This is a genomic window from Rhizobium sp. BR 249 (genome assembly GCF_047445895.1).
In the GTDB taxonomy this organism is placed as follows: Bacteria; Pseudomonadota; Alphaproteobacteria; order Rhizobiales; family Rhizobiaceae; genus Rhizobium.
Genome location: NZ_JARWKX010000011.1, coordinates 71,904 through 96,662, shown reverse-complemented (window position 1 = coordinate 96,662; position 24,759 = coordinate 71,904). Strand labels below are relative to the sequence as shown.

Annotated in this window: 23 protein-coding genes; 6 read left to right on the top strand and 17 right to left on the bottom strand. The window is 58.2% G+C overall.

What is annotated here, in order from left to right; genetic code table 11:
• Positions 1 to 46: 46 nt before the first annotated feature.
• The 3 genes from QD408_RS12700 to QD408_RS12690 form a co-directional block, all read right to left on the bottom strand.
• On the bottom strand, positions 47 to 1,297 hold the full coding sequence (locus QD408_RS12700) for an ABC transporter substrate-binding protein (protein ID WP_088682550.1): 1,251 nt from the start codon (positions 1,295 to 1,297) through the stop codon (positions 47 to 49).
• 70 nt (positions 1,298 to 1,367) lie between these two features.
• Positions 1,368 to 2,684 (bottom strand): histidinol dehydrogenase, encoded by a 1,317-nt coding sequence (gene hisD / locus QD408_RS12695; RefSeq protein ID WP_088682551.1) that lies wholly within the window; start codon positions 2,682 to 2,684, stop codon positions 1,368 to 1,370.
• Between the two features lie 101 nt (positions 2,685 to 2,785).
• The gene (locus QD408_RS12690; RefSeq protein WP_088682552.1) at positions 2,786 to 4,588 is read right to left on the bottom strand and encodes a thiamine pyrophosphate-binding protein; all 1,803 of its coding nucleotides are present in this window, start codon (positions 4,586 to 4,588) and stop codon (positions 2,786 to 2,788) included.
• 551 nt (positions 4,589 to 5,139) lie between these two features.
• Here QD408_RS12690 and QD408_RS12685 point away from each other — a divergent pair.
• The 5 genes from QD408_RS12685 to QD408_RS12665 all read left to right on the top strand — a co-directional run bounded on the left by QD408_RS12685 (position 5,140) and on the right by QD408_RS12665 (position 10,191).
• Entirely contained in the window at positions 5,140 to 6,603 is a 1,464-nt protein-coding gene (locus QD408_RS12685; protein WP_348626691.1) for a glucoamylase family protein, read from the top strand.
• Entirely contained in the window at positions 6,600 to 7,586 is a 987-nt protein-coding gene (locus tag QD408_RS12680; protein ID WP_414139537.1) for an aminotransferase class IV, read from the top strand. Before QD408_RS12685 ends, QD408_RS12680 begins: the two co-directional genes overlap by 4 nt.
• Before the next feature lie 146 nt (positions 7,587 to 7,732).
• Positions 7,733 to 8,938 carry an MFS transporter gene (locus tag QD408_RS12675; protein WP_414139536.1) on the top strand — a complete coding sequence of 402 codons (1,206 nt, stop codon included), beginning with the start codon at positions 7,733 to 7,735 and terminating at the stop codon, positions 8,936 to 8,938.
• A 43-nt stretch (positions 8,939 to 8,981) separates the two neighbouring features.
• The gene (locus QD408_RS12670; protein ID WP_245313564.1) at positions 8,982 to 9,764 is read left to right on the top strand and encodes a sugar phosphate isomerase/epimerase family protein; all 783 of its coding nucleotides are present in this window, start codon (positions 8,982 to 8,984) and stop codon (positions 9,762 to 9,764) included.
• A gap of 40 nt (positions 9,765 to 9,804) precedes the next feature.
• Positions 9,805 to 10,191 (top strand): VOC family protein, encoded by a 387-nt coding sequence (locus tag QD408_RS12665; RefSeq protein ID WP_414139535.1) that lies wholly within the window; start codon positions 9,805 to 9,807, stop codon positions 10,189 to 10,191.
• A 262-nt stretch (positions 10,192 to 10,453) separates the two neighbouring features.
• Here the strand turns inward: QD408_RS12665 and QD408_RS12660 are convergent, their stop codons facing one another.
• The 5 genes from QD408_RS12660 to QD408_RS12640 all read right to left on the bottom strand — a co-directional run bounded on the left by QD408_RS12660 (position 10,454) and on the right by QD408_RS12640 (position 14,677).
• The gene (locus QD408_RS12660; protein ID WP_414139534.1) at positions 10,454 to 11,503 is read right to left on the bottom strand and encodes a glycoside hydrolase family 3 N-terminal domain-containing protein; all 1,050 of its coding nucleotides are present in this window, start codon (positions 11,501 to 11,503) and stop codon (positions 10,454 to 10,456) included.
• A 103-nt stretch (positions 11,504 to 11,606) separates the two neighbouring features.
• Positions 11,607 to 12,392, bottom strand: coding sequence for a histidinol-phosphatase (gene hisN / locus QD408_RS12655; RefSeq protein ID WP_088682558.1), 786 nt, complete (start codon positions 12,390 to 12,392; stop codon positions 11,607 to 11,609).
• A gap of 273 nt (positions 12,393 to 12,665) precedes the next feature.
• A complete protein-coding gene (locus QD408_RS12650; protein ID WP_088682559.1) occupies positions 12,666 to 13,256 on the bottom strand; it encodes a DUF1349 domain-containing protein in 591 nt (196 codons plus the stop codon).
• A 259-nt stretch (positions 13,257 to 13,515) separates the two neighbouring features.
• Positions 13,516 to 14,337: an alpha/beta fold hydrolase gene (locus tag QD408_RS12645; RefSeq protein WP_210191800.1), complete on the bottom strand. Its 822-nt coding sequence runs from the start codon at positions 14,335 to 14,337 to the stop codon at positions 13,516 to 13,518.
• A 49-nt stretch (positions 14,338 to 14,386) separates the two neighbouring features.
• A complete protein-coding gene (locus tag QD408_RS12640; protein WP_414139533.1) occupies positions 14,387 to 14,677 on the bottom strand; it encodes a DUF1330 domain-containing protein in 291 nt (96 codons plus the stop codon).
• A 104-nt stretch (positions 14,678 to 14,781) separates the two neighbouring features.
• On the opposite strand from QD408_RS12640, the gene QD408_RS12635 reads away from it, so the two are divergent.
• Positions 14,782 to 15,405, top strand: a complete 624-nt coding sequence (locus QD408_RS12635; RefSeq protein ID WP_190237447.1) for a TetR/AcrR family transcriptional regulator — start codon at positions 14,782 to 14,784, stop codon at positions 15,403 to 15,405.
• Between the two features lie 80 nt (positions 15,406 to 15,485).
• Here the strand turns inward: QD408_RS12635 and QD408_RS12630 are convergent, their stop codons facing one another.
• The 9 genes from QD408_RS12630 to QD408_RS12590 form a co-directional block, all read right to left on the bottom strand.
• A complete protein-coding gene (locus QD408_RS12630; protein ID WP_088682562.1) occupies positions 15,486 to 16,379 on the bottom strand; it encodes an amidohydrolase family protein in 894 nt (297 codons plus the stop codon).
• A 70-nt stretch (positions 16,380 to 16,449) separates the two neighbouring features.
• Complete coding sequence (locus tag QD408_RS12625) at positions 16,450 to 17,427, bottom strand: substrate-binding domain-containing protein (RefSeq protein WP_088682563.1); 978 nt, start codon at positions 17,425 to 17,427, stop codon at positions 16,450 to 16,452.
• Between the two features lie 43 nt (positions 17,428 to 17,470).
• Positions 17,471 to 18,481: an ABC transporter permease gene (locus QD408_RS12620; protein WP_088682564.1), complete on the bottom strand. Its 1,011-nt coding sequence runs from the start codon at positions 18,479 to 18,481 to the stop codon at positions 17,471 to 17,473.
• On the bottom strand, positions 18,478 to 19,980 hold the full coding sequence (locus QD408_RS12615) for an ATP-binding cassette domain-containing protein (protein WP_088682565.1): 1,503 nt from the start codon (positions 19,978 to 19,980) through the stop codon (positions 18,478 to 18,480). The genes QD408_RS12620 and QD408_RS12615 overlap by 4 nt, the downstream gene beginning before the upstream one ends.
• 10 nt (positions 19,981 to 19,990) lie before the next feature.
• Positions 19,991 to 21,250, bottom strand: a complete 1,260-nt coding sequence (locus tag QD408_RS12610; RefSeq protein ID WP_088682566.1) for a TRAP transporter large permease subunit — start codon at positions 21,248 to 21,250, stop codon at positions 19,991 to 19,993.
• Positions 21,247 to 21,777 (bottom strand): TRAP transporter small permease, encoded by a 531-nt coding sequence (locus tag QD408_RS12605; protein WP_414139532.1) that lies wholly within the window; start codon positions 21,775 to 21,777, stop codon positions 21,247 to 21,249. The genes QD408_RS12610 and QD408_RS12605 overlap by 4 nt, the downstream gene beginning before the upstream one ends.
• 27 nt (positions 21,778 to 21,804) lie before the next feature.
• Positions 21,805 to 22,812 carry a TRAP transporter substrate-binding protein gene (locus QD408_RS12600; RefSeq protein WP_414139531.1) on the bottom strand — a complete coding sequence of 336 codons (1,008 nt, stop codon included), beginning with the start codon at positions 22,810 to 22,812 and terminating at the stop codon, positions 21,805 to 21,807.
• Positions 22,813 to 22,871: 59 nt separating this feature from the next.
• Complete coding sequence (locus tag QD408_RS12595; protein WP_088682568.1) at positions 22,872 to 23,909, bottom strand: transketolase family protein; 1,038 nt, start codon at positions 23,907 to 23,909, stop codon at positions 22,872 to 22,874.
• A complete protein-coding gene (locus QD408_RS12590) occupies positions 23,906 to 24,745 on the bottom strand; it encodes a transketolase (RefSeq protein ID WP_088682569.1) in 840 nt (279 codons plus the stop codon). The genes QD408_RS12595 and QD408_RS12590 overlap by 4 nt, the downstream gene beginning before the upstream one ends.
• Positions 24,746 to 24,759: the final 14 nt, after the last annotated feature.

Genomic DNA, 24,759 nt, shown 5'->3' with positions numbered 1-24,759 from the left:
TAGTGTTTCAGAGCGCCGGCGCGATAGCCGGCGCTCTGACGATCGGTCAGCGAGCGTTGTCGATCCCGTCTACAAGGGCCTTGACCGCATCCTTCGCAGACATGTCTGTAACGAAGAACTTGCCGACGACATCACTAAACACGCCGGAAAACTGTGGCTGAGTGGCGAAACCTTCTGTCAGGCCGCCAAGCATCGCATTGCTGGCGATAGCCGCTTCTCGATCGGCGAAGCTGCGCTGAGCGCACGCGTCAAAATCGGTAACAGAAATATCGGAACGCGCCGGGATGGAACCCTTGATCTTGTTGAAGTCCTTCTGGACTTCAGGGTCCATGATCGATTCTGCCCACGCGTCCTGACCGGCGGTAATCGCTTCGTTGTCGATCTTGAACATGCCGAACGCATCAATGACGAACTTGTAGTTTGGCGTGGCCGACGGAGTCGGGAAGCACAGGAAGTCCGTACCGGGCTTCATGCCTTTGGCCAGAAACTCGCCCTTGGCCCAGTCACCCATGACCTGCATGGCAGCCTTTCCACTTGCAACCATGCCGGTCGCAACAGCCCAATCGCGGCCGGTGAAGCCGTCGTCGACCAGTCCGCGCACTTTGCGAAGCTTCTCGAAAGCGTCGACCATCTTGTCGCTGCCGAGGGCCTCTTCATCGAGGTCCATTATCGCCTTCTTGTAGAACTCAGGACCGTTTACGTCGACAACGATCGCTTCGAACACCTCGAGAATCTGCCATGGTTCATCGCCCATTGCGAGTGGAACCACCCCTGCAGCCTTGAGCTTGTCGCCATAGGCGATCAACTCATCCCAGCTCTTCGGTTCCGAAAGTCCAACTTTGTCGAATACGGCTTTGTTGGCCCAGACCCAGTTCTGCCGGTGCATATTGATGGGCACCGAGATGAAGTCATCGTCGCTCTTGACGAAAGCAAGCAATTGCGGAGCGAGTGTCTTCTCCCAGCCATTTTTCTCGTACTCGTCATTGAGGGAGCGGAGGACTCCTTCTTTTGCCCAGTCCAGGCCTTCAAAGCCGAGAAATTGCATTGTCGCGGGGGGATTGCCCGCCGCAAGGCGTGTCCGCAGAGCCTGCAGTGCATTGCCCCCAGACAGGCCTCCGACTGCGCTGTCCTGCCAGATATAGCCTTTGGTTGCGAGCTTGTTGGTGATTACCTTGAGCGCGTTCACTTCGCTCTCGGACACCCAATGATGGATGCCCTCGATCTTCGTCTTTTCCTGGGCCGCAGCCGCGACCGGAAGAAATGCTATCGATGCTGCAAGCAGAGTTTTGAGTTTCATGGTAGTTCCCCTTTTTGGTTAGAGATTGTGGCTGGCGGCCCGAGCGCTCAAAGCTGACGCCGCCAGGGAATTATGCTCTGACGGGCGACGCCCCCTCGGCATAAGGAATATTCCGTCCGCCATAGCGACGGACGCGAATGTTTGCTTGTTCCGCATGGCCAGCGAAGCCCTCCATGATGCAAAGCCGTGAGGTGTAGCCGCCGATCAATGCTGATGCTTCGTCGGTCTCGATGCGCTGGTAGGTGCAGGTCTTCAGGAACTTTCCGACCCACAGGCCGCCGGTGTATCGAGCGGCTCGATTTGTTGGCAGCGTGTGGTTGGTGCCGATCACCTTGTCGCCGAAAGCGACGTTCGTGCGAGCGCCTAAGAACAGTGCTCCATAGTTCGTCATGTTGTTCAGGAAATAGTCGGGATCTCGGGTCATGACCTGGACGTGCTCCGAGGCGACGCGGTCAGCTTCCGCAACCATTTCCTCAAGGGAGTCGCACAAGATGATCTCTCCGTAGTCGGCCCATGCCTGACTTGCGATGGCGGAAGTGGGGAGGATCTTGAGAAGGCGTTCGATCTCGTGGAGCGTATCTCGCGCGAGCTTTTCGGAATTCGTTATCAGGACCGCCGGCGAGTTTGCTCCGTGTTCCGCTTGGCCGAGTAGGTCGGTTGCGACAATCTCGCCGTCGACGCTGTCATCAGCGATGACGAGAGTCTCCGTCGGGCCAGCGAAAAGATCGATGCCCACCTTTCCGAAAAGCAGACGCTTTGCCTCGGCCACATAGGCGTTGCCCGGGCCGGCGAGCATATCGACGGGCTGGATGGTCTCAGTCCCGTATGCCATCGCTGCAATCGCCTGAACACCGCCCAGAGAATAGATTTCGTCTGCTCCGGCAAGCGCCTGCGCAGCAACAATCTTGTTTGATATTTGCCCCTTGAACGGCGGTGCGCAGGTTATTACGCGTTCGCATCCTGCCACGCGCGCAGTCAGAACCGTCATGTGGGCAGACGCGAGGAGAGGATATTTTCCACCCGGGACGTAGCAGCCTACATTCTGAACCGGGACATTCCGGTGGCCGAGGACAACACCCGGGATCGTTTCGATCTCAAGATCCTTGAGGGAATCTTTTTGAGCCTGAGCAAAACGGCGGATTTGATCCTGGGCAAAGTCCAGATCCTCACGCTCCTGTTTCGTCAACGAATTGACTGCGGTTGAGATTTCCTCTTTCGACAGGCGATAGGACTCCCGATCAAACTTGTCGAACTGTACCGACAGCTCCCGAACAGCCTTGTCGCCGCCCGACTCCACCTTCGCGAGAAGTGTTTCGACTGCCTTGGTTACCGCGGCGTCACTGCCGCCTCCATTGCTTGCCTTGGCTGTTTTGATGTGTCTGATCATGACATAGCTCTTCGTTCGCGGAAGCAGCACGCTCCGCAGTCGCGATGATTAAAACCTGGGTTTTGGGAGCGCCTGCCCGGCGCCCCGAGGATCAGTGCAGCTTAGAGATGCTGCTCGCGGGCACGCATTTCCGCGTAAGCCGCCTGTTCCTTTTCGTAGTAAGCTGGCGACGGGAAGTCCCACCAACCCGTCGCGAACGGGCCGGCCGCGTCACGCGAAACAATCACTTCGACAAGCGCTGGCCCACCGCATTCGAGAGCGGCTTTGATGCTGGACTCAAGGTCCTCGTTCTTCTCGACACGCCAGGCTTCAAGCCCAAACGCGCGAGCCGACGCGGCAATGTCAGCGGAGTATGGCTCGCCGTTGCCGGCATGATGATTGAATTCCGAGGCAACATGACGGCCCATGAACTTGCGCTGTCCGCCACGGATCGACATGTAGCCCTGATTGTTGAGAACAAGGAACACGACGTTGATACCGTTCATCACGGCAGTACCCATTTCCGGCAACGACATCATGAAATCACCGTCGCCGACGATCGCCACGACCTGCCTGTCAGGGCACGCGAGCTTGGCGCCAAGAGCAGCCGGCACTGCCCAACCCATTGGCGAGTAAGAACCGGACGTCAGATGGGTGCGTGGCTGATAGACAGGGAAGCTTTGCTTGACTGAACCCTGAGTATTGCCGGAGCCGACGACGACGATACCGTCACGATCGAGGACCTTGCGAAGCGCCATCAGCGGACGCTGCGAGGTAAATGGTGTTTCAACGCTGTTTTCACGAGGGCCTACCTGAGCGCGCCAATCGGCTTTCGCTTTCTGAACGTCAGCAAGGAAGTTTTCGCGCCGTGACAGCAATTTTTGCGAGTCACTGTCAGAGATAAGCGACAGGATAGCTTCGAGCGTGACCTTAGCGTCGGCCACGATACCGACTTCCGTTTCGTAGTTTTTGCCGATCTCGCGCGGATCCAGATCAATATGGATCAGCTTCGCAGACGGAATGGAGAAGGACACCCCCTTGGCATAGGAAGATGCAGACCAATCGGTGAAGCGGCAGCCGACCGAGACAACGACGTCTGCTGAAGCAGTGATCTTGTTGCCGCACGTTGTTCCCGTCTGTCCGACAGCACCGATGAAGAGTTCGTGATCCTCTGAAATCGCGCCCTTGCCGTTCCAGGTGATCGAGACAGCCGCACCGAGCTTCTCAGCCAGGCGAGTAAGCTCTGCAGATGCATTCGCTGTGATCGCGCCGCCACCGGCTACGATAACTGGGCGCTCAGCTGTCATAAGGACCTTGACAGCAGCTTCGATTGCTTTTGGGTCCGGATAGGCAATACCGATGGGAAGGCGCTTTTCGAGCGGGTGGATGGCGACATCCGCAGCCTCAACCTGGACATCCATCGGAACTTCAACGTGGACTGGTCCAGGGCGCCCCGTCATCATCGCGTTGAAGGCACGGTGCATGATGCTTGGGAGGACCTGCACCGAATTGGCTTGCCATGCACGTTTCGTGACTTGCTCGGTCACGCGCGGAAATGCGTTGTCTTGATGGCGCTCCAGTTCCTGCATCGTCCCGTGGCCGTGCATGTAAGTCTGGGGGGAGCCGGAAACGTAGAAGAGCGAAGTGGAGTCGCAAAGAGCGGTGGCGAGACCGATGATGGTATTTGCGGCGCCTGGTCCGACGGAGGTCGAGCAAGCCATCGGTTTTCCCGAAGCGCGATAGTATCCATCGGCCATATGGACAGCACTCTGCTCGTGCATGACCTGGATGAATGGGATTTCAGACCCCTCTTCCAAAAAGGCATCGAAGAGCGACCAGATCCCGTGACCGGGTACACCAGCCACATATTCTACACCGTATTCCTTCAAGGCCTTCGCGACGACTTGGCCACCAGTGAGCTTCATTGTTCAACCCTCGTTCCTTGCTTAAGACAGGTTGAAGGCTGCCGGCATTGCTGGCACTGTCCTCCAACAGTTAGGTCAGTGTGCGCCTTTGCTCGACGATTCCGCAACTTCGCAGGCACCGAAACGCTGATGCACAGTGAAGCGCCAAGCGCGATAAGCTGCTTCTGCCGGTCGCTTATGCTGTGAAAACGCTTGTCTTTTCGATTGAACAAGCCTGCGGGATCTGGGCGGAGGAGCCTGCGGGAAAAGCCGGTGGCCGACTTGCATATCTCGCGACAGGCGGACGTTTGAAAGCCGGCCCGCGGGGTTTCTGCACACTATGGCGCTTTGACGGCGTCAGTTTGCGCATGGGTGCGGCGGCTTACCGTTGGTCGCCGATCACTGATGATCGGAGGCGGAGTTCCCACCCTGCCAAGGACAGTTGGGTTGCTGCCTTGGTGCCGCCGACAATCGAAATATCGGAGTCGCAACTTGACGCGAATTCTGCGGCATATCGATGCTCAAAAGTTCGCGTTGCGAAGTGCAAAAACATGGTTGCGGATGCGATTCTCATGACCGCTAAGCGTGTCGCCGATGACGCGTCCTCGAAACACATTTTTCCTGCGAACCCGCACGCAGCTGAGACTGGCTGCAGAGTACGCAATAAAAAGACGCGAACTGAAATGGCGGATGTAATTTCTTTATTGGGAACATACGATGCCGTGAGCCAACCCCGGTCCATGAGTCATCCGCCTCGGCCCCAGCACCTATCGCTTCCTAGTCTCCTTGACACTATTCAACGCCAGCATGCCGCATATTTCTGGGATGGTGCCGACACGGCCACCGGTCTCCCCTATGACAGGCGGGGAACCAAAGGTGAGAAAATATCGGATCTGGTTTCCCTCGGTGGGGTTGGCTTCGGGCTGATGTCGATAATAGTGATGGCTGATCGTGGCTGGGTGGCGAGGCACCACGCCGCTTCACGCGTATTTGCAATACTCGACGCCCTGGCCGGGATGCCGAGATATCGCGGAGCGTTTCCCCACTTCGTAAAAGCCAGCGATCTCACGGTCGTCCCGTTGGTGCCACTGGACGATGGGGCCGACCTCATTGAAACAGCGCTACTCGCCCAGGGGCTTTTATGCGCTCGAGAATATTTCGACGAGAAATCGCCGGCCGAAGACGAGATCCGAGAGCAAATACATCGAATTTTAACGGCGATTGAATGGAGCGGCTTCGTCCGTCCGGGAGCCCGACCATCGCTGTTCTGGCATTGGAGCCCGCAGTATGAGTGGTCCCTCAACGTGCCGATCACAGGATGGAACGAAGGCCTTATTGCCTATGTCCTTGCTGCAGGCTCGCAGGATCATTCTATTGACCCAGAGGTCTTCCATCTCGGATGGAAAAACGAGGGAGCCTATCGCAACGGCGAAAGCTATTATGGCCATACCCTCCCCGCCGGCTCGCCCTACGGCGGCCCGCTTTTCCTTTCTCAGTACTCGTTCTGCGGCTTGGATCCTCGCGGCTTGTTCGATGAACATATCGACTATTGGGATCAGGCCGTCGCTCATTCGGGAATTAACTATGAGCATTGCAGACGAAACCCAAAGGGGCACATTGGGTACGGAGTCTATGGGTGGGGTCTAACCGCATCAGACGGACCCAGGGGTTACCTCGTGAGCTGCCCGATGAATGACGTCGGCGTTCTTGCGCCGACCGCCGCGTTATCGAGCTTTCCATTTCTGCCCGCTCAGGCTGAAGCCGCGGCACGTGCATTTCTTTCTTACGGAAACGGACGTTTGTGGGGAGCGTTCGGTTTTGCTGACGCCTTTGCCCCAGCTGAAAATTGGGTTTCGGATTGCCATCTTGCGATCAACCAGGGACCGATGGTGGCGATGATCGAGAACTATCGCACGGGTTTGCTATGGCGCTTATTCATGAAAGCCCCGGAAGTAATGGTTGGACTGGCGCGCCTGGGAATTGACAGACGGCAACGAAGCCAGGATCCGGAGTCTCTGGGAGAAACACGACCGTGAGCAACAAGCTTGTTTGGCCTGCGCATACGACAAATTTGCCGGATTTCCGCACAGATCCCGCCTACGCGAACGGCTCAGCCTATGTCGATGGGAAAATCGTACCGATTGAGGAAGCGAAGGTGCCCCTCTTGGATTGGGGCTTCCTGCGCTCTGACGCATGTCAGGAGACGATTTCGGTGTGGGACGGCAGTTTCTTCCGATTAAGTGACCACCTTGACCGGTTTCAAAGGTCTATCCAGCGTCTCCGGATGGATACGGCTCCTGTCGAAAGGGCCGATATCCTCAGAGTGGTCCACGAGCTCGTTGCCGTATGCGGGTTCCGTGATGCTTACGTCCAAATCATCATGACGCGGGGACGTCCCCCCATCGGTAGCCGAGACCTGCGCCTCTGCTTAAACCGCTTTCAGGCGTTCTGCATGCCGTATATGTGGGTCGCCAGTCCAGAAAAACAGGAAACGGGCATGGCGCTTCATATAAGCCGACGCGTCAGAGTTCCGCCGCAGTCGGTCGATCCATTGGTGAAGCATTACCATTGGCTCGACTTTGAAATGAGCTTGTTTGAGGCTTATGAGAACGGCGCCGACACAGTGGTTCTGAGTGATCTCGACGGCAACATTACCGAAGGACCCGGGTTCAATATCTTTGCGGTAATTGAGGGGGCACTGCGCACCCCCTCCTCCGGCATGCTGGACGGAATGACAAGAAGGAGCGTCATGGAGCTCTGCAGCGAGCTGAATGTCGGTGTTGTCGAGGAGCGCATTTCCTTCGAGCGGCTTCTGAAGGCCACAGAGATCTTCCTTACGACGACGGCAGGTGGAATCATTCCAGTGTCTTCGGTGAACGGAACCACGGTCGGCTCCGGCGCTGTCGGCGAGCAAACCCGCCGCATCCACCACTCGTACTGGCATAAGCGTAGCAGCGGCTGGTATGGCGAGCCTGTCGCCTATATCCCAGAAGCGTCCTCTGTGCACAGGTCACATTGAATATGTCACGTTTCGACGGAGCTCGCAGTCGTTGAAACTGCCAAGTGGTTAGGCGTCGGTTGTTGCGTCAGCGCTTGAACATTTGAATTCTCTCAGTGCGTTTTGTCCCGCCTTGACTGCGTCTTGGCTCATCGGAAATACAGCAATTGGAAGCTCTCGAAAAACAATCCACACTGAGACAGGTCGCGTCGTCGCCACTTTATTTGGGCGCAGCAATCGCGATGTTCCTATCGGGCCTCGGGACATCCGCTGCAGCTCCGCAGATCGTATTGTTCCTTGTGAAGGAACTCGATACGCCGATGGCGGCTGCCGGCCTGTTTTACCTGACAAACCTGGCGGCGCCGTTAGCCGGTTATGCAATCGGCAGCTTTTCTGATCGCACTGGCGACCGCCTTGGCCTTTTTCGCTTATGTGCTCTCATGGGCTTCATCGGTTGGGCGGGGATTGCGCTGTCGACCAGCAGCTGGCTGCCCTTTATCGTCAATACATTTGTCTTGGCATTTTCCGGAGCGGCCGCCTCGCAACTTTTCGCCGCTATCCACGATGACATTCAGTGCAGAACAACGCTGGCGAGTGACGACATCGTTTCAACGGTCCGAATGGCGCTGACAGCCGGGTGGATCATCGGGCCCGTCGTGGGGACGTGGATAACGGCGCAGTTTGGAATTCGTGAGATGCTTTGGTTTACCTCCCTCTGCTTCCTCGTTCAAATAGCACCTCTAGGCACGCTGGCCACACCTCGGCCCTCCGAAAGGACAGGAGTGGCGGAAAAGCAGCGTAGCCAGCCAAGTCTGGGGAAGATGCTGCCCCTCCTTGCTTTTACTGGTCTGTTCGCCCTGGTCTATGCGGGAGAGTCGATCAAATATGGCTTCCTTCTGTTGTACATGGACGAAAGCCTTGGTCTTGACGCTGCGACACGCGGAGCCGTAATCGGAATTCAGCCTCTCGTCGAGCTGCTGATTATGCCGTTTAGTGTTCTCCTCGCGCGAAGAACAGGTATGCTTTGGCTGATGTCTATTGCCGCAGCACTTGGTGTTTTTGCAAACATCTGCTTTGCGACCTGGAACGGCGTCATGGGCATGTTCGCGGGTCAGATCCTCATGGGCGGCGTATGGGGCGTATTCGCGGCCCTGGGAATTATCGCCGCCCAACGACTGCTCCCGACAGCGGTCGCAACTGCCTCAGCCATATTCATGAGCTCTACGGCGCTTAGCAGCGCACTTGGCGGAGCAGCGGGCGGGTTGGGTATCGCCTTGCTCGGTCTTCCCTATGTATTTTTCCTGCCGGCAGTCTTTTCGACAGTGGCTGTTGTCGGATTGGCGTTCATGGCTAGGTCAATGAAGCTCCTTTGACGCGCTCGAGCGTCGTAGAAAAGTGCAGCAGTGGGATGCGCCCGTGGAAAATGTCGAGGAGACGATGAAGAACGTTATAGCGCTACAGCTGTATTCGCTTAGATCACTGGGGTCTCTTCAAGACCAGGTGCTTGGGGCCGCGAGCGCCGGCTTTAAGGCGGTCGAGCTTTTGGAAGAGCATTTGGACGAGCCTACCATTCTGAAGGCTTTACTCGAGGATCATCAGGTAGCTGCGCCGTCCGCGCATGTAAGCCATTCGGCACTACGAAATCACCTCACGCGACTTATCGATGTATGTGAATTTTGCGAAATCAAGCAGCTCTTTGTTCCCGGCGTTGCATTTCATGCGCCGAAGGGCAGCGTCAGTGACTGGCGCTTTATCGGATGGGAGTTGGCCCGATTGGCCGAGAGGTTGCACGGTGCCGGGATAACACTCGGCTACCACAATATGCGCCAGGACTTTTTGCCCCTCGTAGATGGGCGCTTTGGCTTCGAAGTCTTGGTCGACACTGCCCGAGGAAGCCCACTGAAGTGGCAGGCAGACATTGCGTGGATGAACCGCGCTGGAATGAACGCGGCGGACTGGTTGAAGAGATATCGGGGCATTCTCGTATCTGCCCACATCAAGGACGAGGCACCCGTCGGGACCCATGAGGATGAAGACGGTTGGTCCGATGTTGGTGACGGTACCATTCTTTGGCCGTCGCTCTGGAAAGCCGCCACCGAGTGTGGTGCGTGGTTGCTTGTGGTTGAGCACGACAACCCGAGACAGCCACTGGAATTTGCCAAACGAAGCTTGAGTTACCTTAGTCGATTCAACGCTTAAGAGGCTGTACGCCCATTCTGAGGACGGAGGACTTTCTACAATGGATCTGAAATATCGGATTGATCATTTTTCGCTCCTGGTCGAAGACCTTGCGCGCAGCATCAAATTCTATAACGACGTCTTCGGCTTCGAGATCATTGAGGAAACCAACAACGAGAAGATCCGCTGGCTCAAGATTGGCGGCACTGACACGATTCACCTGAGCGAAGGCGACACAAGCACCACTTCTCTTCGAAAGGATACGCACTTTGCCCTGCGTGTGAGGGATTTCGAAGCATTTCTCGCCGACATGGAAAACCGGAGTATCGCCTATTACGATTGGCCCGGAAACATCAACAGGGTAGGCGAACGGTTCGACGGGCATCGACAGGTCTACATCCAGGATCCCGATGGGTATTGGATCGAAGTCAACAATCACGGCTCCTGATCCCGCCGATTGCGCGCGCGCAGTCCGGCGACGCGGTGGCCGTCTTGGATGGCTTGTCAAAGCCTGCCTTTGCAATGCCAGCAGTTCACCCATGCCACGACCAGCATGCGTGAGACGATCCTGTGGCAAAGGAAGCCCGAACCCTGCTCTAGGCCTGACAACTGCGTCACGCGGATGGCCGTTGCTCGCCATCGGCACGTCCGCCGCTGAAACATGGCCGGCGCCGCCAGGCATCATCGAACAGCATTGAACGCTACGTTTCTTATTCATCCGCCGTATGGTGTGGGCAGGCAGCCAGAGCAGATTCCGGGCTGTGGGACGCGGCATGCCGTACGCGGTTAGCAGCCTCGGTCAACCGCTCTGCGGGCAGTCGCCCCTGGCGGACGGCGTCGACTACACCGTCGCAGAGCTCAGGCAGATGTGGACCACCGGCAACCAGCAGCAGATCGACACCAGCGTTGAGCGCTGCAACGGCGGTATCGATGAGCGATTGCGCGCGCATCGTGGCAGGCGCGTCGAGATCATCGCTGACGATCAGGCCACCGAACCCGAATTCACCGCGCAAGAGCTCGATGACCTTGGCTGATGTACAGGCCGCGTTCTTCGGGTCTATGGCGGCAACGGGGGCTGGTCCAGCCATTACGGCTATCGTCCCGGCGCCCACAGCTTCGCGGAATGGTGACGCATTTTCCAGGATTTCGTCGAGGCTGCGTACCATCGAAACATCGACGAGAGCGGGATCGCTCGCCAGATCAATGAACCCGGGAAAGTGTTTTGTAACCGCGGTGATCCCCGCTCGCTGAATGCCTCTGATAAATGCAGAGACGATACGTCCAACCTCTCGCCTATCTGGTCCAAGGGTTCGACCTTCAAGCCACGGATTTTTTCCGACCACAACGTCCGCGATAGGCGCGAGAAACATTGTTATTCCCAACTCCTTGGCCGCTCGCGCTGTTTCGAAGCAACTGCCTTCGATTTCATCTGCCGGCAATTGCATTGCCTCGCGTAGCGTGGGCAAAGGTGGAGTGAGCCCCTCAAGACGCCTGATACCACCGAGCTCTTGATCAACGGCAACAATCAGCCCCGCTTGACCGCGACGCAAACCATCGATGGCATCAATGACTGCCTGTTTACTCTCCGTGGCGAGGCGCTCTGCGGACATTCGCCTTGCAACGTATTCGGAGCGGGTTTCTCCAATCAGGACCGAGCAGCCGCCGGCTTCAATGAAAGGAGCCATTACGTCATGGAAATCCAATGTATCGAATGCTGGTAGGAACACAGCCCTCGCATCGCGCTGAATTGTCTCACTCACTCGCCATCTCCTCATTTGCTTCGATCAAGGCTATCCGGACATCGCCGTGGCGCTTCGACCAACCTCGTTGCTTGATGCGTTGCGCTGCAGAAGCGGTTATGACTCACCGCCCATGCATCAAAACACTGATCGCAGTTGCATGGAGATCCTTGTTCGCGGAGGCGATGATGCGGCCGCCGTTTTCGGGGCGCGAGCCGTCAAATGTCGTTACCACGCCTCCCGCCGCCTCTATCAGTGGGATCAACGGAACGATATCATAGGGCTGCAGGCTGTATTCGACGCAGATGTCGATGTGGCCCGCTGCCAACATGGCGAAAGCGTAACACTCGCCGCCGTACCGAGTCATTTTGACAGTGTCATCCAGAATATCAAATCGAACGTCAGGGTTCCTGCGAACTCCTTCAGGCGAGTTGGTATGCAACACGGCATCCGATAGCTGCGCGCACGCACTTGTTCTCAGGCGGGCTGTGGCGTTGTCGGTCTTGAGCCAGCTCTCTCCGTTATGAGCCCAAAACCTCTCTCTGGTGATCGGCTGACTCATCATGCCGGCAGTCGCTCGTCCTTGCTCGCAAAAGCCGATCAAAGTCCCCCACACCGGAATTCCAAGCAGGTAAGGACGTGTGCCGTCGATCGGATCGAGGACCCACTGGCAGGCCCCTGTTCCAGTGATCCCGTATTCCTCACCTACAATGCTGTGATCAGGGAATTCGGCGGAGATTAACGCTCGCATTGCCAACTCGGCCTCTCGATCCGCTTCCGTCACAGGATCGAAACGGTATCCCTCTTTCGGTTTGGTCGAGGTCTCAGGCTTTCGCCGGAATCGGGCGATTGTCTCGCGATCGGCGGCGTCGGCCAGTCTGTGCAAAAAGTCCGCGGTGGGAAGTTTCATTGCTTATCCCTGTCTCGTAAAGCGCGCGTCGTAACGACAGTCGCCGCCTGGATTGGTCTGTGATTGTGACGGAGTACGATCGGGGATCGCTCGCATTTTTCGGCCGAGTTTCAGAGACACAGGCTCCTCTCTGACGCTGTCGAACCTCGCACAGCGGCGCCAATTCGTGGATCGGCCGGCGGGGTGATCTTGAGCTTTCTGGGCGCGGAGCACACGGCCCTATACCTAAAGCTCAGCCGGACCTTGTACTTCTACAAGCGCGCTACCCCGAATTTACGTGCCGTTCCGCAGGTCGGCGAGCTTTTCAAAATTTATGTCGATCTGTTCGAAATGCGCCTTGGAGCCTTCCCCCGTCGGCGATTGAACGCCAAAGCCTACTTTGATCGGGCGGTTGCGAATACCGGGAATGGCGAACCAGCGTAGAAACTGCCAGAATTTGCCGTCCTCGGAAAAATGAAACGCGATCGCATCCCCATCGCAGTAGACACGAAGCCAAACAGCTTCTCCAAGGTAATTCGGACCGTCACAATCATCTGAGGTCGTCCTCGTAACGACGCTTACGATTGTTGGCTTCTTGGCCGCCGAGTACTCGAACGCCAACTTTGCCCAGTTGTCTTCATCGACCTGCACAAAAAGCGCGCCGGCGTCGTAGGGGGCCGCGAACTCGACAGAGACCCGGGCAGTGACTGCAAATGTCTCTTCAACGACTTCCGTAGCCAGGGAAAGTACGTCGTTTCGGCGAAAGCTATCTGCAGGATGATGAAACCAATCGGTGCTTCCATTCGCAGTCAGCGTCAAGCTCCTATCGCCGATCACCGCCGTTCCGTGGTTCTCGCCCTTAATCTGCAATCTATTTACGTTCATGTATTCACTTCCGCTCATTATGAAAATGGGCTTGCTGTGGCACCAACAAGACAAGATAAAATCATATGGGCTTCCTCGGCGCCAATTTCGCAATGCCGTTAAACCTGACGCGATGTGACGTTCGCCCAGAGCCTGCTGCGAATGAAAAAAGCGCGTCTGCCAACCGGAACTCCTCAAAATCGTGGACCAATGCACATCGAGCTTGTCGCTGGCGGCGGCTTTGGTCTTTAGCCGGACTCGCGCCGCTCTGCTGGATAACTCAAAGCTGTTGAGCGGCCCGTGCAATGAGATCGGCGACGGCCTCAGGATGCGATATCATAGACATGTGACCTGAGTTGATCGCTGTTGTGGTGGCGCCAATATGCTGCGCGAGCCATTGCTGAACATGGGTGGGAAGCGCGTTGTCACGTTCCGTCACCAGGTACCAGCTTGGTTTGGTGCTCCACGCGGCAGTCGTGATAGGTTCTGAAAAGACTTTAGCGGAAATTGGTTGCTGGGTTGCAGCCAGAACAGCAATGCGGGAAGCTGGGACATCATCAGCCATCACATGCGTGTAAGTCTTCGGATCATCCAGCCAGACAAAGCCTTCGTGATCCGGTGCCAGTGCTCCCATCGACACATTCTGTTTCTGTAACATCTCGGAGACGGATTCCCCAGCATCCGGAACGAGAGCGGACAGATAGACCAGACCCTTGACGTTCTCAGCATTGCCTGCCTCCGTCACCACAGCGCCCGCCCAGGAATGTCCAACCAACAGAACGCTGCCTTCTTGACGCAGCAGCACGCGCCGGGTCGCGGCGACATCATCGGCCAGCGAAGTCAGCGAATTTTGCACAGCGGTGACGTTGTAGCCCCTGCACTGGAGGAGCGGAATGATGTCTTGCCAAGTTGACCCGTCAGAGAAGGCGCCATGGACTAAGACGATATTTCGCACCGCCTTGGGCTGCGTGGCAGCACGGACAGGCGCTGCCGCGACGGCAGACGCTAGGGCCCTGGTTTTCCCGAATGTCGGTAACGGCATCTCGCCCAAACGAACGACGGCGGGTATTGAATGCGCTGATGATGTTCCAGCATCGGCCATCAAACTGCCTTTCGGATCGCCAAATGATCAAGGACTCCAAGCATGCGGATCATCCGGCAACCTCGTACAGGCGAAAGCTCATGTCGGCTGCCTCTTCCCGTAGCGGCACAATCGCCTGATACTCAGGTGACATGAACCAATCTTTTGCCGCTTGGAGGTCCGGAAAACGGATGATGCCGAGGCCATGCCCTGTCGTCGAACCGGAAAGTGCTTCGACGAATTTACCCCGGTGAACGAATTCACCGCCAAATGCCGCAATCGTAGACGCCGCCGCAGCTGAATACTCTCCCAATTTCTCGGCCGCTCTGGGGCGGACCTCAGCGATGACAAGCGCTGGCATTCGGATCTCCTGTAGACAGATTGGAATTTTAAACACATATGAACATAACTAAGGACAATAATTTTGTCCACATGTGACCAAAATAAAAAATGAGGATTTTTCGGATGGCACGACCGATGAAGTTTGACTGTGATCAGGCAATCGAAATCGCGACTGAGGCGATCCGCTCGGAAGGCTACCAGCAAGCTTCCGTGAAGGCGTTGTCGGAGCGTTTGGGAATATCCCGATCCAGTTTTTACAATACGTTTGGGTCACGCGAGGAACTGTTCGCCGAAGTCATCCGTCGCTATGCCCCATCAGCTCCGGATGCGCCGCTTTATGGTCGGGCCGAGGAGGAGGTTCTTGCTCTGATCGAGGGTGTCGTTCGAAATATCTGCCGGGTCCGGAGCAGCGATCAGGAAGGTCACGGCTGCATTATTGTCAATTCGATCTCCGAGCTTTGCCCATCGCCGTCCGGTCCGGGCCAAATGCTGGCAGGTCTGGCCACGGGCTCGGTGGATCGGATTCAGGAGTTGCTTGCAACTGCTCAGGCCCAAAACGAGATTCCCGCGGAGGCCAACCTCCGGGGCTTGGCGCTTGCACTTCAAAACATGATGATCGGATTGAACGTGATGTCGAAGGTGATACGCTCGGAAGAAGAGTTGTGGTTGATAGCTGAGGTTACGTTGAAAGGGCTGGGACTATATCCGAGGCGTGCAAGCGCCCATTCGTCCGATCAAGAGCAGTAAGTAGTGAAGTGCAGGGTATTGATGTCCTGCAGTGACGCTGGGATGCGATAACCTACGCATTTCGGCGGCTGCCGAGACTTCTATATCCGATAGAATCTTGCGGCGTTGTCGTGGAACAGCGCAATTCGTTCGTCGTGTGAATAGCTAGCGGTGATGGACTTGAAACTGTCCATAATCTTGTCATAGCTGCCGAACAGCTTGTCTACTGGGAAATTCGAAGCGAACATGCATCTGTCGACGCCGAATGCCGCGATTGCCTCCTCCACGTAAGGCCTGATGCTATCCACCGTCCACGTCCAATCTCCCATGCCGAGACCGGAGATTTTGCATGCGACATTGGGTGCCCGGGCTAGCATGCGCATTCCCTTTCGCCATCCTTCGAAATGGCTAGGGCCATCGACCTGCATGCCGGTGTGATTGAGAATGATCTGCACGTCGGGAAAATCGCGGGCGAGTTCGAGGAATTCTTCCATCTGCCAGTAATAGAGCTGAAGGTCGAAGCTGAGGCCCCGCCGTGCCAGCTCCTTGAAGCCTTTGCGCCAGTCCGGCGTCCGACTGACTTCCGGTTCGGTCAGATAGGTTTTCGCGACATCGTCATGAAAGTTCATCGACTGTCGGATGCCGCGGAAGTTCGCATAGGACATGTGCTCGTCCAGGAGATCGCCGACGTCGCGCTTGCGCAAGTCGGCGTATCCGACAATCCCATGAGGGAAGCCGTGCTTGTCGGCCATACTTTGCAGCCAACGCGTCTCGCCGGCAGGGTCCTTCGGATCGTATCCGACGTCGAGATGCACTGCCTTCACCAGGTTCTGATTCCTGGCGTCCGCCAGAAAATCGTCGATGAGGTAAGTTTTGTTGATCGCGGTGTAGTCGCCGAAAGCAGACGGTCTCACGCCGTCCGACAGCCATGGATAGTAGTTGTTGTCGAGATCCCACAAATGGAAATGGGGATCGATGATTGGTAGGTCGTCCATGATTGCTGCCCTTGTATATGATCACGCTTGGGAGGGACGCCGGAGATGATCGCCGGCGCCCGATTCCAAGTTAGTAAGCCGGCGGAAACACACGCGCTATGACGGCCTTTGCTTCCGGGGTATCAACCTTGTCCGCGGTTACGAGCGGCATGACGAGAGCGAGATCCTTTTTGACCGGCGCACCGGAGAGCGCGTTGAACACCTGCTGCGTGCCGTCTATTCCCTGCCCGACAGCTTCCTGGAAGAAGATGCCCTGGATTGCGTTCGACTTTAAAAGCGCGATCGTCGTCGGGCTGCCATCAGCAACCGCAATGCCGACCTTGCCGGTGAGACCGCGGGTCTGCAGCACTTTGGCGGCGCCGGTCCCGGCCTCGTCATACATGCCGTAAATGGCCTTGAGATCAGGATGGGCCGTCAACATGTCATTGGCCTGCGTGACCGCTTCGTTGACGGTAAGCCCCCTTGTCTCCAGCATCTGCGCCAATTCGCAACCGCTTGCCTTGAACGCCTCTTCCGCTCCCTTCAGGTATTTTTGCGCATTTTCGCGGTCTTGCGGCAGCGACAACATCCCGACCTGATTACCACCGCGGTCCTTGGCGAGCTTGCAGACGAACTCCCCCTGTGCCTTGCCGGTCTCGTAGTTGTTAGCCGTTACCGATGACGTGTAGTCGGTCTGGCCGGGCTGCGGACCGATGCCCGCGAAGGCGATCGGGATGTTCTGCGATTTCAAATATGCGAGAAGCGGTGGCGTGCTCGTGGAGCTCACCGGGCCGATCACGATGGCGTCGACGCCCTTGGTCACGGCGGTGCGGGCATTGTCCATTTGTTTTGCCGGCGAGTTTTCAGACGTGTATTCGACATAGTCCATGCCGAGTTCATTCGCCTTTTCCTTTACGCCGTAGCCGACCCACTGCCAGTACGAGATGTCGAGCGATGGGGCTAGATAGGCAACCGTTTTCTTGTCTTCCGCCTGCGCTGCCGCAGAAATCGCTAAGGTTGCGATTGCGACACCCGCAGCGAGCCTGAGCCCCTGTTTAAGTTTTTTCATTTTCGTTCCTCCTCTACTTGTCCGGCGACATGCCGGGTTGATGTCAAACGGCCCCTCGCCGCGACTTGCTGAAGCGGTCGATGAGCACCGCAATGAGAATGGCGACACCTGTGACGGACCCTTGCCAGAAGCTGTTGATGCCGATGAGGTTGACGCCGTTCTGGATGACGGTGATCATCAGAGCTCCCAGCACCGCGCCGACCGCAGTGCCCGTGCCGCCCAACAGACTGGCTCCACCGATTACGACCGCCGCTATGGCCTGGAGCATCAGGCTCGACCCCGCCGTGGATTCGGCGTTGAGAATGTAGGAGATCGTCAGGAGGCCGGAGAACGACGCAAGGAGCGACGATGCGACATAGGCCATGAATTTCGTCCGCTTGACCGGGATGCCGAGCAGATAGGCGGCCGTCGAACTGCTGCCGACAGCATAAAACCAGCGCCCCGCCACCATCTTCTTCAGGAAGAGCTCGATCGCGATCAGGAGGATCACGCAGAAGAGAATGTAATTCGGAACGCCCGGTATCAGGTTGCCGCTGTTGAGGAGCCAGAAGTCCGGATCGCCGATCGGCATCGAGCGCCCGTTGGTGACGATGAAGGCCAGCGAGCCGGCAACGGCAAAGGTGATGAGCGTCACGACGAACGGCGCCAGACCGGCGATCGTGACGAGGAAGCCATTGATGGATCCGAAAAGAAGTCCGACGCCGAGACCGATCAGGCTTGCCGAGATGCCGCCAAACCCATTTGCCATCGCCTGCGCCGTCACCATGCCGGTCAATGAGAAGACCGAGCCGACGGATAGGTCGATACCGCCGGTGATGACGACAAGCAGGACGCCCAACGACATGATGATAAGAGGCGCACCGGCCTGTGTGATATTGGCGAAGTTGCCCCAGGTGAGCGCCTGAGGAACCTGCGAGCCGACCGCAAGGGCCAGCAGCACGATGGCCAAAGCGATCGCGATTTCGGTCCTGTAGGCGCTAAAGAGGCTTTCCCGCTGCCTGATTTGTGTTGCCGGCGCCTCAGTCGGCGCGATGTGTGCCCGGGTCCCAGTCATGCGGCCATTCCAGTCAAGGTAACAAGTTTCTCTTCACTGAAGTCATCGCGGTCCATCACACCGGCACACCGTCCCTCGGTGTCGAAGGCGATGACGCGGTCGCAGACTTCCAGCAGTTCGACATTTTCCGTAGACCACCAGACGATCACCGTGCCTGAAGCGGCCATTTGTCTGATAAGCTGATAGATCTCACGCTTGGTTCCGATATCGACGCCTCTGGTCGGTTCCTCGAGGACCAGCAGCCGGGAGGGCACGCCTAGCCAGCGGGCAAGCAGCAGCTTCTGCTGCGTGCCACCGCTCAGCGTGCTCGGCAGATCCCAGACCGAAGCGGCCTTCACCTTCAAGGCCTTCAGCAGATCGAGGCATTCGGCCGCTTCTGAGCCCCCGGCGAGGAGCGCGCCTCTGGTCACGCGGCGGGACGCCATGACGTTATCGATGATCGGAAGACTGTGGAGGATTCCCTTGTGTGCCCGATCGCCGGTCACATATCCCGCTCCCAGGCGGGCGGCTTTGCGCGGCGATTGGAGCCGGTCCGGCCATCCCGCACGCGCAACCGTCCATCGCTTCTTCCGGGCGGCGCCTGTCAGTCCTTCGATCAGAGCTGCCGGTCCAGCCGGTGCGCCAGCCACGCCGAACACTGTGCCTGGCTGCAGTTCCAGACTGAAACCTGCCTCCTCGAGTGTGATGGTGTCCGTCGAAGCGGAGGCGTCCGACCGGTATGCGACCCGCGGCGCCCCTAGCGGTGCATGAGAAGATGCCACCTGCCCCATCTTTTCGATGATGCCGGCGTCCGTCAGCTCTTCCATCGGCTGACGATCGACCACCGTGCGGCCGTCGCGGATGATCGTGCAGACATTGGCAATTTGCCTGATCTCCTTCATTCGGTGCGAGACGAACACAACCGACAGACCGGTATCGCGAGTAAGCCGCCGCAGGACCGCAAATAGCCTCTCCGTCTCAAGAGCTGTGAGATTGGCAGTCGGCTCGTCGAGGAGGATCAATTCCGCACCCGACGAAAGAGCCCTGGCAATTTCAACCATCTGACCTTCGTGGAGGCTGAGGCTCCCAACCAGCCTGTGCAAGGACCTGGCGGCAAAGTCCTGGTCGATCATCCGCAGCGCGTCGTAGGCTTGTGCCGCCGCGGCCGCACGCCGAAACAAGGCCGCGCCTCTCCTGTGATGCGGCAGGGCAATATTTTCGGCGACAGTCAGATGCGGCAGCAGCGCAAGTTCCTGGTGCACGACCGCGACCTTCGCCCTGCCCTCGGCCTCGCTGCGTTTGCTGCCCCCGCTGTCGAAGAAGTGAATCTCTCCATCGTTGCGCGAGGCCGCGCCGGTGATGATCTTGATCATCGTCGACTTGCCGGCGCCATTGCCGCCGAGCAGCGCATGAACCTCCCCCCGCGCAACGGAAAAGTTGACGCCTTTGAGGACCGAGGTCGCACCGTAGGACTTTGTAAGTCCTCGGACGGTGATGACGTTCTTTGACGTTTCGCTCATTGAACGCTCCTCAGTAGATTGTCAGGGCAGGTACAAAGCTGACCGCCAGCAGGAGGAGCATGGCCATGCCGAAAAACGGCCAGAGTTCGTTGGTCGTCGTTCCCAAAGGCGCTTTTGCGATGGACGATGAGATGAACAGCGTCGTCCCGATTGGCGGCGTATAGAGACCAATCCCCAGATTAATCACCATCATCAGGCCGAGTTGGACCCGATCGAGACCGATGGAATCGGCCAGAGGAACGAAGATTGGTCCGAGCAGGAGGATCGCCGGCGGCATGTCGAGCGGCATGCCGACGACCAGCATGATCAGGTTCATCATGAGAATGATGACGATCGGGCTGGAGATGTGCGTCGAGACCCACTCGGCCATGTGCTGCGGAGCCTGATCGAATGTCAGAACCCAGCCGACCGCAGCGCTTCCCATGATCACCAGCATGACCACGCCCGTCGCGACGCCCGCTTCCACCATGTTATCGCAGAAGCGTTTCCAGGTCAGATCACGGTAGAAGAGGATGCTGAGCAGCAGCGAGTAAACGACCGAGAGGACCGAGACCTCTGTCGGCGTCGCCAGGCCGGATCGCAAAAAGACGATGATCAGGATCGGCAGCAGGATTGCCGGGAAACTCTGCAGTGCCAGTCGCGCCAGCTCCCGCTTGCGGACCTTCACGGCTTCGACGGCATACCCCCGCCTCACGGAGACATACCAGCAGACGAACACGAAGCTCGCCGCCATGATCAGCCCGGGAACAATGCCGGAGATGAACAGGTCGCCTACGCTGACGCCGCTGATCAGAGCGTAGAGGATCATCGGGATCGACGGCGGGATGAGGACGTCGATGACAGCAGAGGTCGCATTGTTGGCGGCGCAGAGCGCCGGCGGAAACCCGTGCTTCTTCTGCCAGGGGATGAGAACGGAGCCGAGCGCGCTCGCATTCGCCACAGCCGAGCCGGATACGCCGCCAAAGACGACGGAGGATACGACCGTGGTCGACAAGGGTCCGCCCCGCCACCGTTGCATCGCGCGAGAGGCGAGCTCCAGGAGCTGACGCCCCAGTTCACCGCCAAGCATCAGCGTGCCGGCAAGCATGAAGAACGGGAGCGCCAGCATCGGGAAGGATTGGGTCTGGTCGTAGACCTGCTGGGCGACCACCGAGAGCGGGACGTAACCGTTGAATAGGACTCCAAGCCCCGCTGCGATGATCAGCCCATAGCCGACGGGAACGGCGAGAACCATGAGGACGCAGAAGGAAACGATCATCACGAGTGTCATAGCGCTATCTCCTCGGGCTTGATTTCGAGGCGGTGATCCCAGCCGAGGCGGAGAACGCGGACGGTCGCGGCGATGGTAACGATGGACACGAGCACCGCGCCGATCGACAGCGAGTAATAGCCGATGCTGTTCGGAAGCTGCAGAACGGGGCTATGTTCAGCCCCGGCGATCTCGGCCACCACGGTCGCCTGATATGCCAGCACCAGAAATGCGGCGACGCTGATCGCGTTCGCCACGATGAGGGCCATCGTCCGAGCACTGCCTTCGAGCTTTTCGTAGAGCCATTCGACGGCCATGTGCCCGCCCGCATGGGCTGCAATGATGATCCCGGCGATGATGAACCATGGAAACATCAGCATCGGCAATTCCTGGGCGAACGAAAGTCCGCCGCTCGCCGAAACATATCGAGCGATGACATTGGCCGTGGTGACCGCCGTCAGCGCGATACCGCTGACGATGATGACCGATCTCGCTAAGATAACGATAGTGCCGGCGACCAGCTCGACGGCTGAATAGAACCTGCTCATGAGGCCTCCGTATTTCGGGGAGGAGCCTCAGCCCCTCGCGGCAGCTTCCACCTGGGTGACGAAATCGCCGAACGGCTTCTTCTTCCAATTGTCCGCGACGGAAGCGGTCGCCTTGACGAAAGCATCGCGATCGACTTCCACGACCTCGACCGCAGAGTTCTTCTTGAAGTTCTCCAGCACTTGCGCGGCCTTCTCGCTCGAGAGCTTCCGCTGCAGAGCGCCCGCCTCCTTTGCCGCGGCCTCGACCGCCTCTAAATCAGACCCCAAGCGGGCCTGGGCGATCTTCGACATCAGGAACGGGGTGGATTCCCACTTGTGGGCGGTCAGGCTGATGTACTTGTTGACTTCATGGAGCTTCGAACTTTCGATGTTCGCGAGTGGATTCTCCTGTCCGTCGACAACGCCCTGCTGCAAGGCGATGTAGAGTTCGCCGAAGGCGATCTGTTCGGTCCCTGCACCCAAAGCCTGGAAGATGTCGATCGTCATCGGATCGGCCGGCGTCCTGATTTTCATGCCCGCCAGGTCAGAAGGCGAAGTCACCTCCCGCTTCGAGTTCGTCAGGTGCCGGATGCCGTTGTCCCACCAGTCGAGCGGTACGACTCCGACCGCTTCGAAGCGCCGGTTGAGCTCGGCCCCCACCGGACCATTCAAGACTGCCACAGCCTTGTCGGTGTTTTCGAACAGGAACGGCAGGCCGAGCGCGCTGAGTTCCGGAACGATCGCCGAAGTGGCGCCCTGACTGTTGGCGGTAAAGTCGAGCGCGCCGGTCCGCAGACTGGTCAACATCGCCGAGTCGCTGCCAAGTGTTTCGGAGCCTGCGACGTTGATCTGGATACGACCTTCAGTCTTCTGCTTGACGAGTTCCGCAAACTTATCTGCGGCCACAGTTCTGGGATTGCCGGGAGCGGCGCCATGGCCAAGGGTGAGGGTCGTGGCGGCAGCGCTAGCGGATCGGCTTGAAAGCACGATTGCCGGGGCCGCGAGCGCAGCAGCGGCGGTCGCCAGGAAAAATCTTCGATTGATCTGCAAGCTCATTTCATCCTCCATCACAAGCTTGTTTAAACGGCCGGCATCTCCTCAACCGGCCGACGGCGTCAGGTCGAGAGCCATGCCTTGACCGCTTCCGTCACCTTGAAGGTCGACAGGCCGTATTGGTCATGGAGCGTCGGCAAGGCGCCCGCCTCCAGGAACTGGTCGGGCAGGCCGATCTGCCGAAAGGCCGGCGGTGCGACGCCGGCACGCAACAGCGTTCCGGCGACTGCCTCACCGAGTCCGCCGATGACAGTGTGGTTTTCCGCTACGACCACAAGGCGCCCGCTCTTCCCGCATTCGGCGATGATCGTGGGCTCGTCGAGAGGTTTGATTGTTGGAACGTGCAGTACCGCTGCGTCGACGCCGTCGTTTTGAAGCTGCTTGGCAGCCTCGAGCGCGCGCATCGTCATCAGCCCCGACGAGATAATGAGCGTATCCCGGCCATCGCGTAGCAGCTTCGCCTTGCCGAGCTCGAACTTGTAGCCGTATTCCTCCAGAACCAGTGGAACGTTGCCGCGCAGAAGGCGCATGTAGACCGGACCCTTATGGGCGGCGATCGCCGGAACGGCCTGTTCGATTTCGCTTGCGTCGCAGGGGTCGAGGATCGTCAGGTTCGGCATCCCTCGGAACATTGCGAGATCTTCGGTCGCCTGGTGGCTCGGACCATAACCTGTCGTCAGACCCGGAAGCGCGCACACGATCTTCACGTCCAGCATCTCCTCGGCAATCGCCAAGCAGATGAAGTCGTAGGCTCGTCGGGAGGCGAAGACGGCGTAAGTCGTCACCCACGGCTGAAAGCCTTCGCGCGCCATTCCCGCCGCCGACATCATCAATAGCTGTTCGGCCATGCCCATTTGGTAGAAGCGGTCGGGATGCACCGCGCGGAAAACGTGCAGGTCGGTATATTTTGCCAAGTCGGCGGACATACCGACGACACGCTCATCCTTCCGCGCCAGAGCGGCAAGTGCGTTGCCGAAGGGTGCCGGTCTCGTCGGTTGATCGGGTCCGGCTATCGATGCGATCATCGCCGACGTCGTCAGGCGGGGCTTGTCGCTGCCGTTTTCGAGATGCGCCGGCCGAATGTATTTCGAACGCCTCATGCTTCCACTCCCCCATCGATGATCCTGAGGGCTTCCGCCCATTCGTGAGGTTCCACCCGCAGGAAGTGGTTTCGATCGCGCGCCTCAAGGAAGGGCACCCCCTTCGCCATCTTCGTGTCGCAGATGATGATGCGAGGCTTCTCATCCGTGTGGCTGCGAGCGGCGTCGAATGCCTTCACGAGCGCATTGATGTCGTTCCCGTCCACCCGTTGAACGAACCAGCCGAAGGCTTCGAATTTGGGGCCCAGCGGTTCGAAATTGAGCACGCCGATCGACGGACCGTCGGCTTGCATCTGATTGACGTCGACAATCCCTATCAGGTTGTCGAGCTTGTACGATCCGGCCGACATCGCCGCTTCCCATGTCGAGCCTTCGTCAAGTTCACCGTCGGAAAACAGGTTATAGACGAAGGATGACGACTTCTTTCGCTTCAGAGCGAGAGCCATCCCGACGGCAATGCCAAGACCATGCCCGAGAGATCCTCCGGTGATCTCCATGCCCGGCGTGTAGGCGGACATGCCCGACATCGGGAGACGGCTGTCGTCGGTGCCATAGGTCTCCAGTTCGTCCTCGGGAACGATCTTGGCCTCGATCAGCGCTGCATAGAGCGCGATGGCGTAGTGACCAATCGACAACAGGAACCTGTCGCGACCCTCCCATTCCGGATCCTCCGGCCGGTAATTCGTGGCATGGAAATATGAGACCGCGAGCACGTCGGCGACCCCGAGCGCCTGCGCGATATAGCCCTGCCCCTGAACTTCACCCATGCGCAGCGCATGACGTCGGATGCGGCGGGCCCGCTCGGCCAGGCTGATGTTGTGTCCAATCTGAGTCATGTGGGTGTCCCCTG

Bases quoted from the DNA above. Each gene is read 5' to 3' on its own strand.
- QD408_RS12700 (WP_088682550.1), bottom strand. From the start codon at position 1,297: ATGAAACTCAAAACTCTGCTTGCAGCATCGATAGCATTTCTTCCGGTC.
- hisD (WP_088682551.1), bottom strand. From the start codon at position 2,684: ATGATCAGACACATCAAAACAGCCAAGGCAAGCAATGGAGGCGGCAGT.
- QD408_RS12690 (WP_088682552.1), bottom strand. From the start codon at position 4,588: ATGAAGCTCACTGGTGGCCAAGTCGTCGCGAAGGCCTTGAAGGAATAC.
- QD408_RS12685 (WP_348626691.1), top strand. From the start codon at position 5,140: ATGACCGCTAAGCGTGTCGCCGATGACGCGTCCTCGAAACACATTTTT.
- QD408_RS12665 (WP_414139535.1), top strand. From the start codon at position 9,805: ATGGATCTGAAATATCGGATTGATCATTTTTCGCTCCTGGTCGAAGAC.
- hisN (WP_088682558.1), bottom strand. From the start codon at position 12,392: ATGAAACTTCCCACCGCGGACTTTTTGCACAGACTGGCCGACGCCGCC.
- QD408_RS12650 (WP_088682559.1), bottom strand. From the start codon at position 13,256: ATGAACGTAAATAGATTGCAGATTAAGGGCGAGAACCACGGAACGGCG.
- QD408_RS12645 (WP_210191800.1), bottom strand. From the start codon at position 14,337: ATGGCCGATGCTGGAACATCATCAGCGCATTCAATACCCGCCGTCGTT.
- QD408_RS12640 (WP_414139533.1), bottom strand. From the start codon at position 14,677: ATGCCAGCGCTTGTCATCGCTGAGGTCCGCCCCAGAGCGGCCGAGAAA.
- QD408_RS12635 (WP_190237447.1), top strand. From the start codon at position 14,782: ATGGCACGACCGATGAAGTTTGACTGTGATCAGGCAATCGAAATCGCG.
- QD408_RS12630 (WP_088682562.1), bottom strand. From the start codon at position 16,379: ATGGACGACCTACCAATCATCGATCCCCATTTCCATTTGTGGGATCTC.
- QD408_RS12625 (WP_088682563.1), bottom strand. From the start codon at position 17,427: ATGAAAAAACTTAAACAGGGGCTCAGGCTCGCTGCGGGTGTCGCAATC.
- QD408_RS12620 (WP_088682564.1), bottom strand. From the start codon at position 18,481: ATGACTGGGACCCGGGCACACATCGCGCCGACTGAGGCGCCGGCAACA.
- QD408_RS12615 (WP_088682565.1), bottom strand. From the start codon at position 19,980: ATGAGCGAAACGTCAAAGAACGTCATCACCGTCCGAGGACTTACAAAG.
- QD408_RS12610 (WP_088682566.1), bottom strand. From the start codon at position 21,250: ATGACACTCGTGATGATCGTTTCCTTCTGCGTCCTCATGGTTCTCGCC.
- QD408_RS12605 (WP_414139532.1), bottom strand. From the start codon at position 21,777: ATGAGCAGGTTCTATTCAGCCGTCGAGCTGGTCGCCGGCACTATCGTT.
- QD408_RS12600 (WP_414139531.1), bottom strand. From the start codon at position 22,812: ATGAGCTTGCAGATCAATCGAAGATTTTTCCTGGCGACCGCCGCTGCT.
- QD408_RS12595 (WP_088682568.1), bottom strand. From the start codon at position 23,909: ATGAGGCGTTCGAAATACATTCGGCCGGCGCATCTCGAAAACGGCAGC.
- QD408_RS12590 (WP_088682569.1), bottom strand. From the start codon at position 24,745: ATGACTCAGATTGGACACAACATCAGCCTGGCCGAGCGGGCCCGCCGC.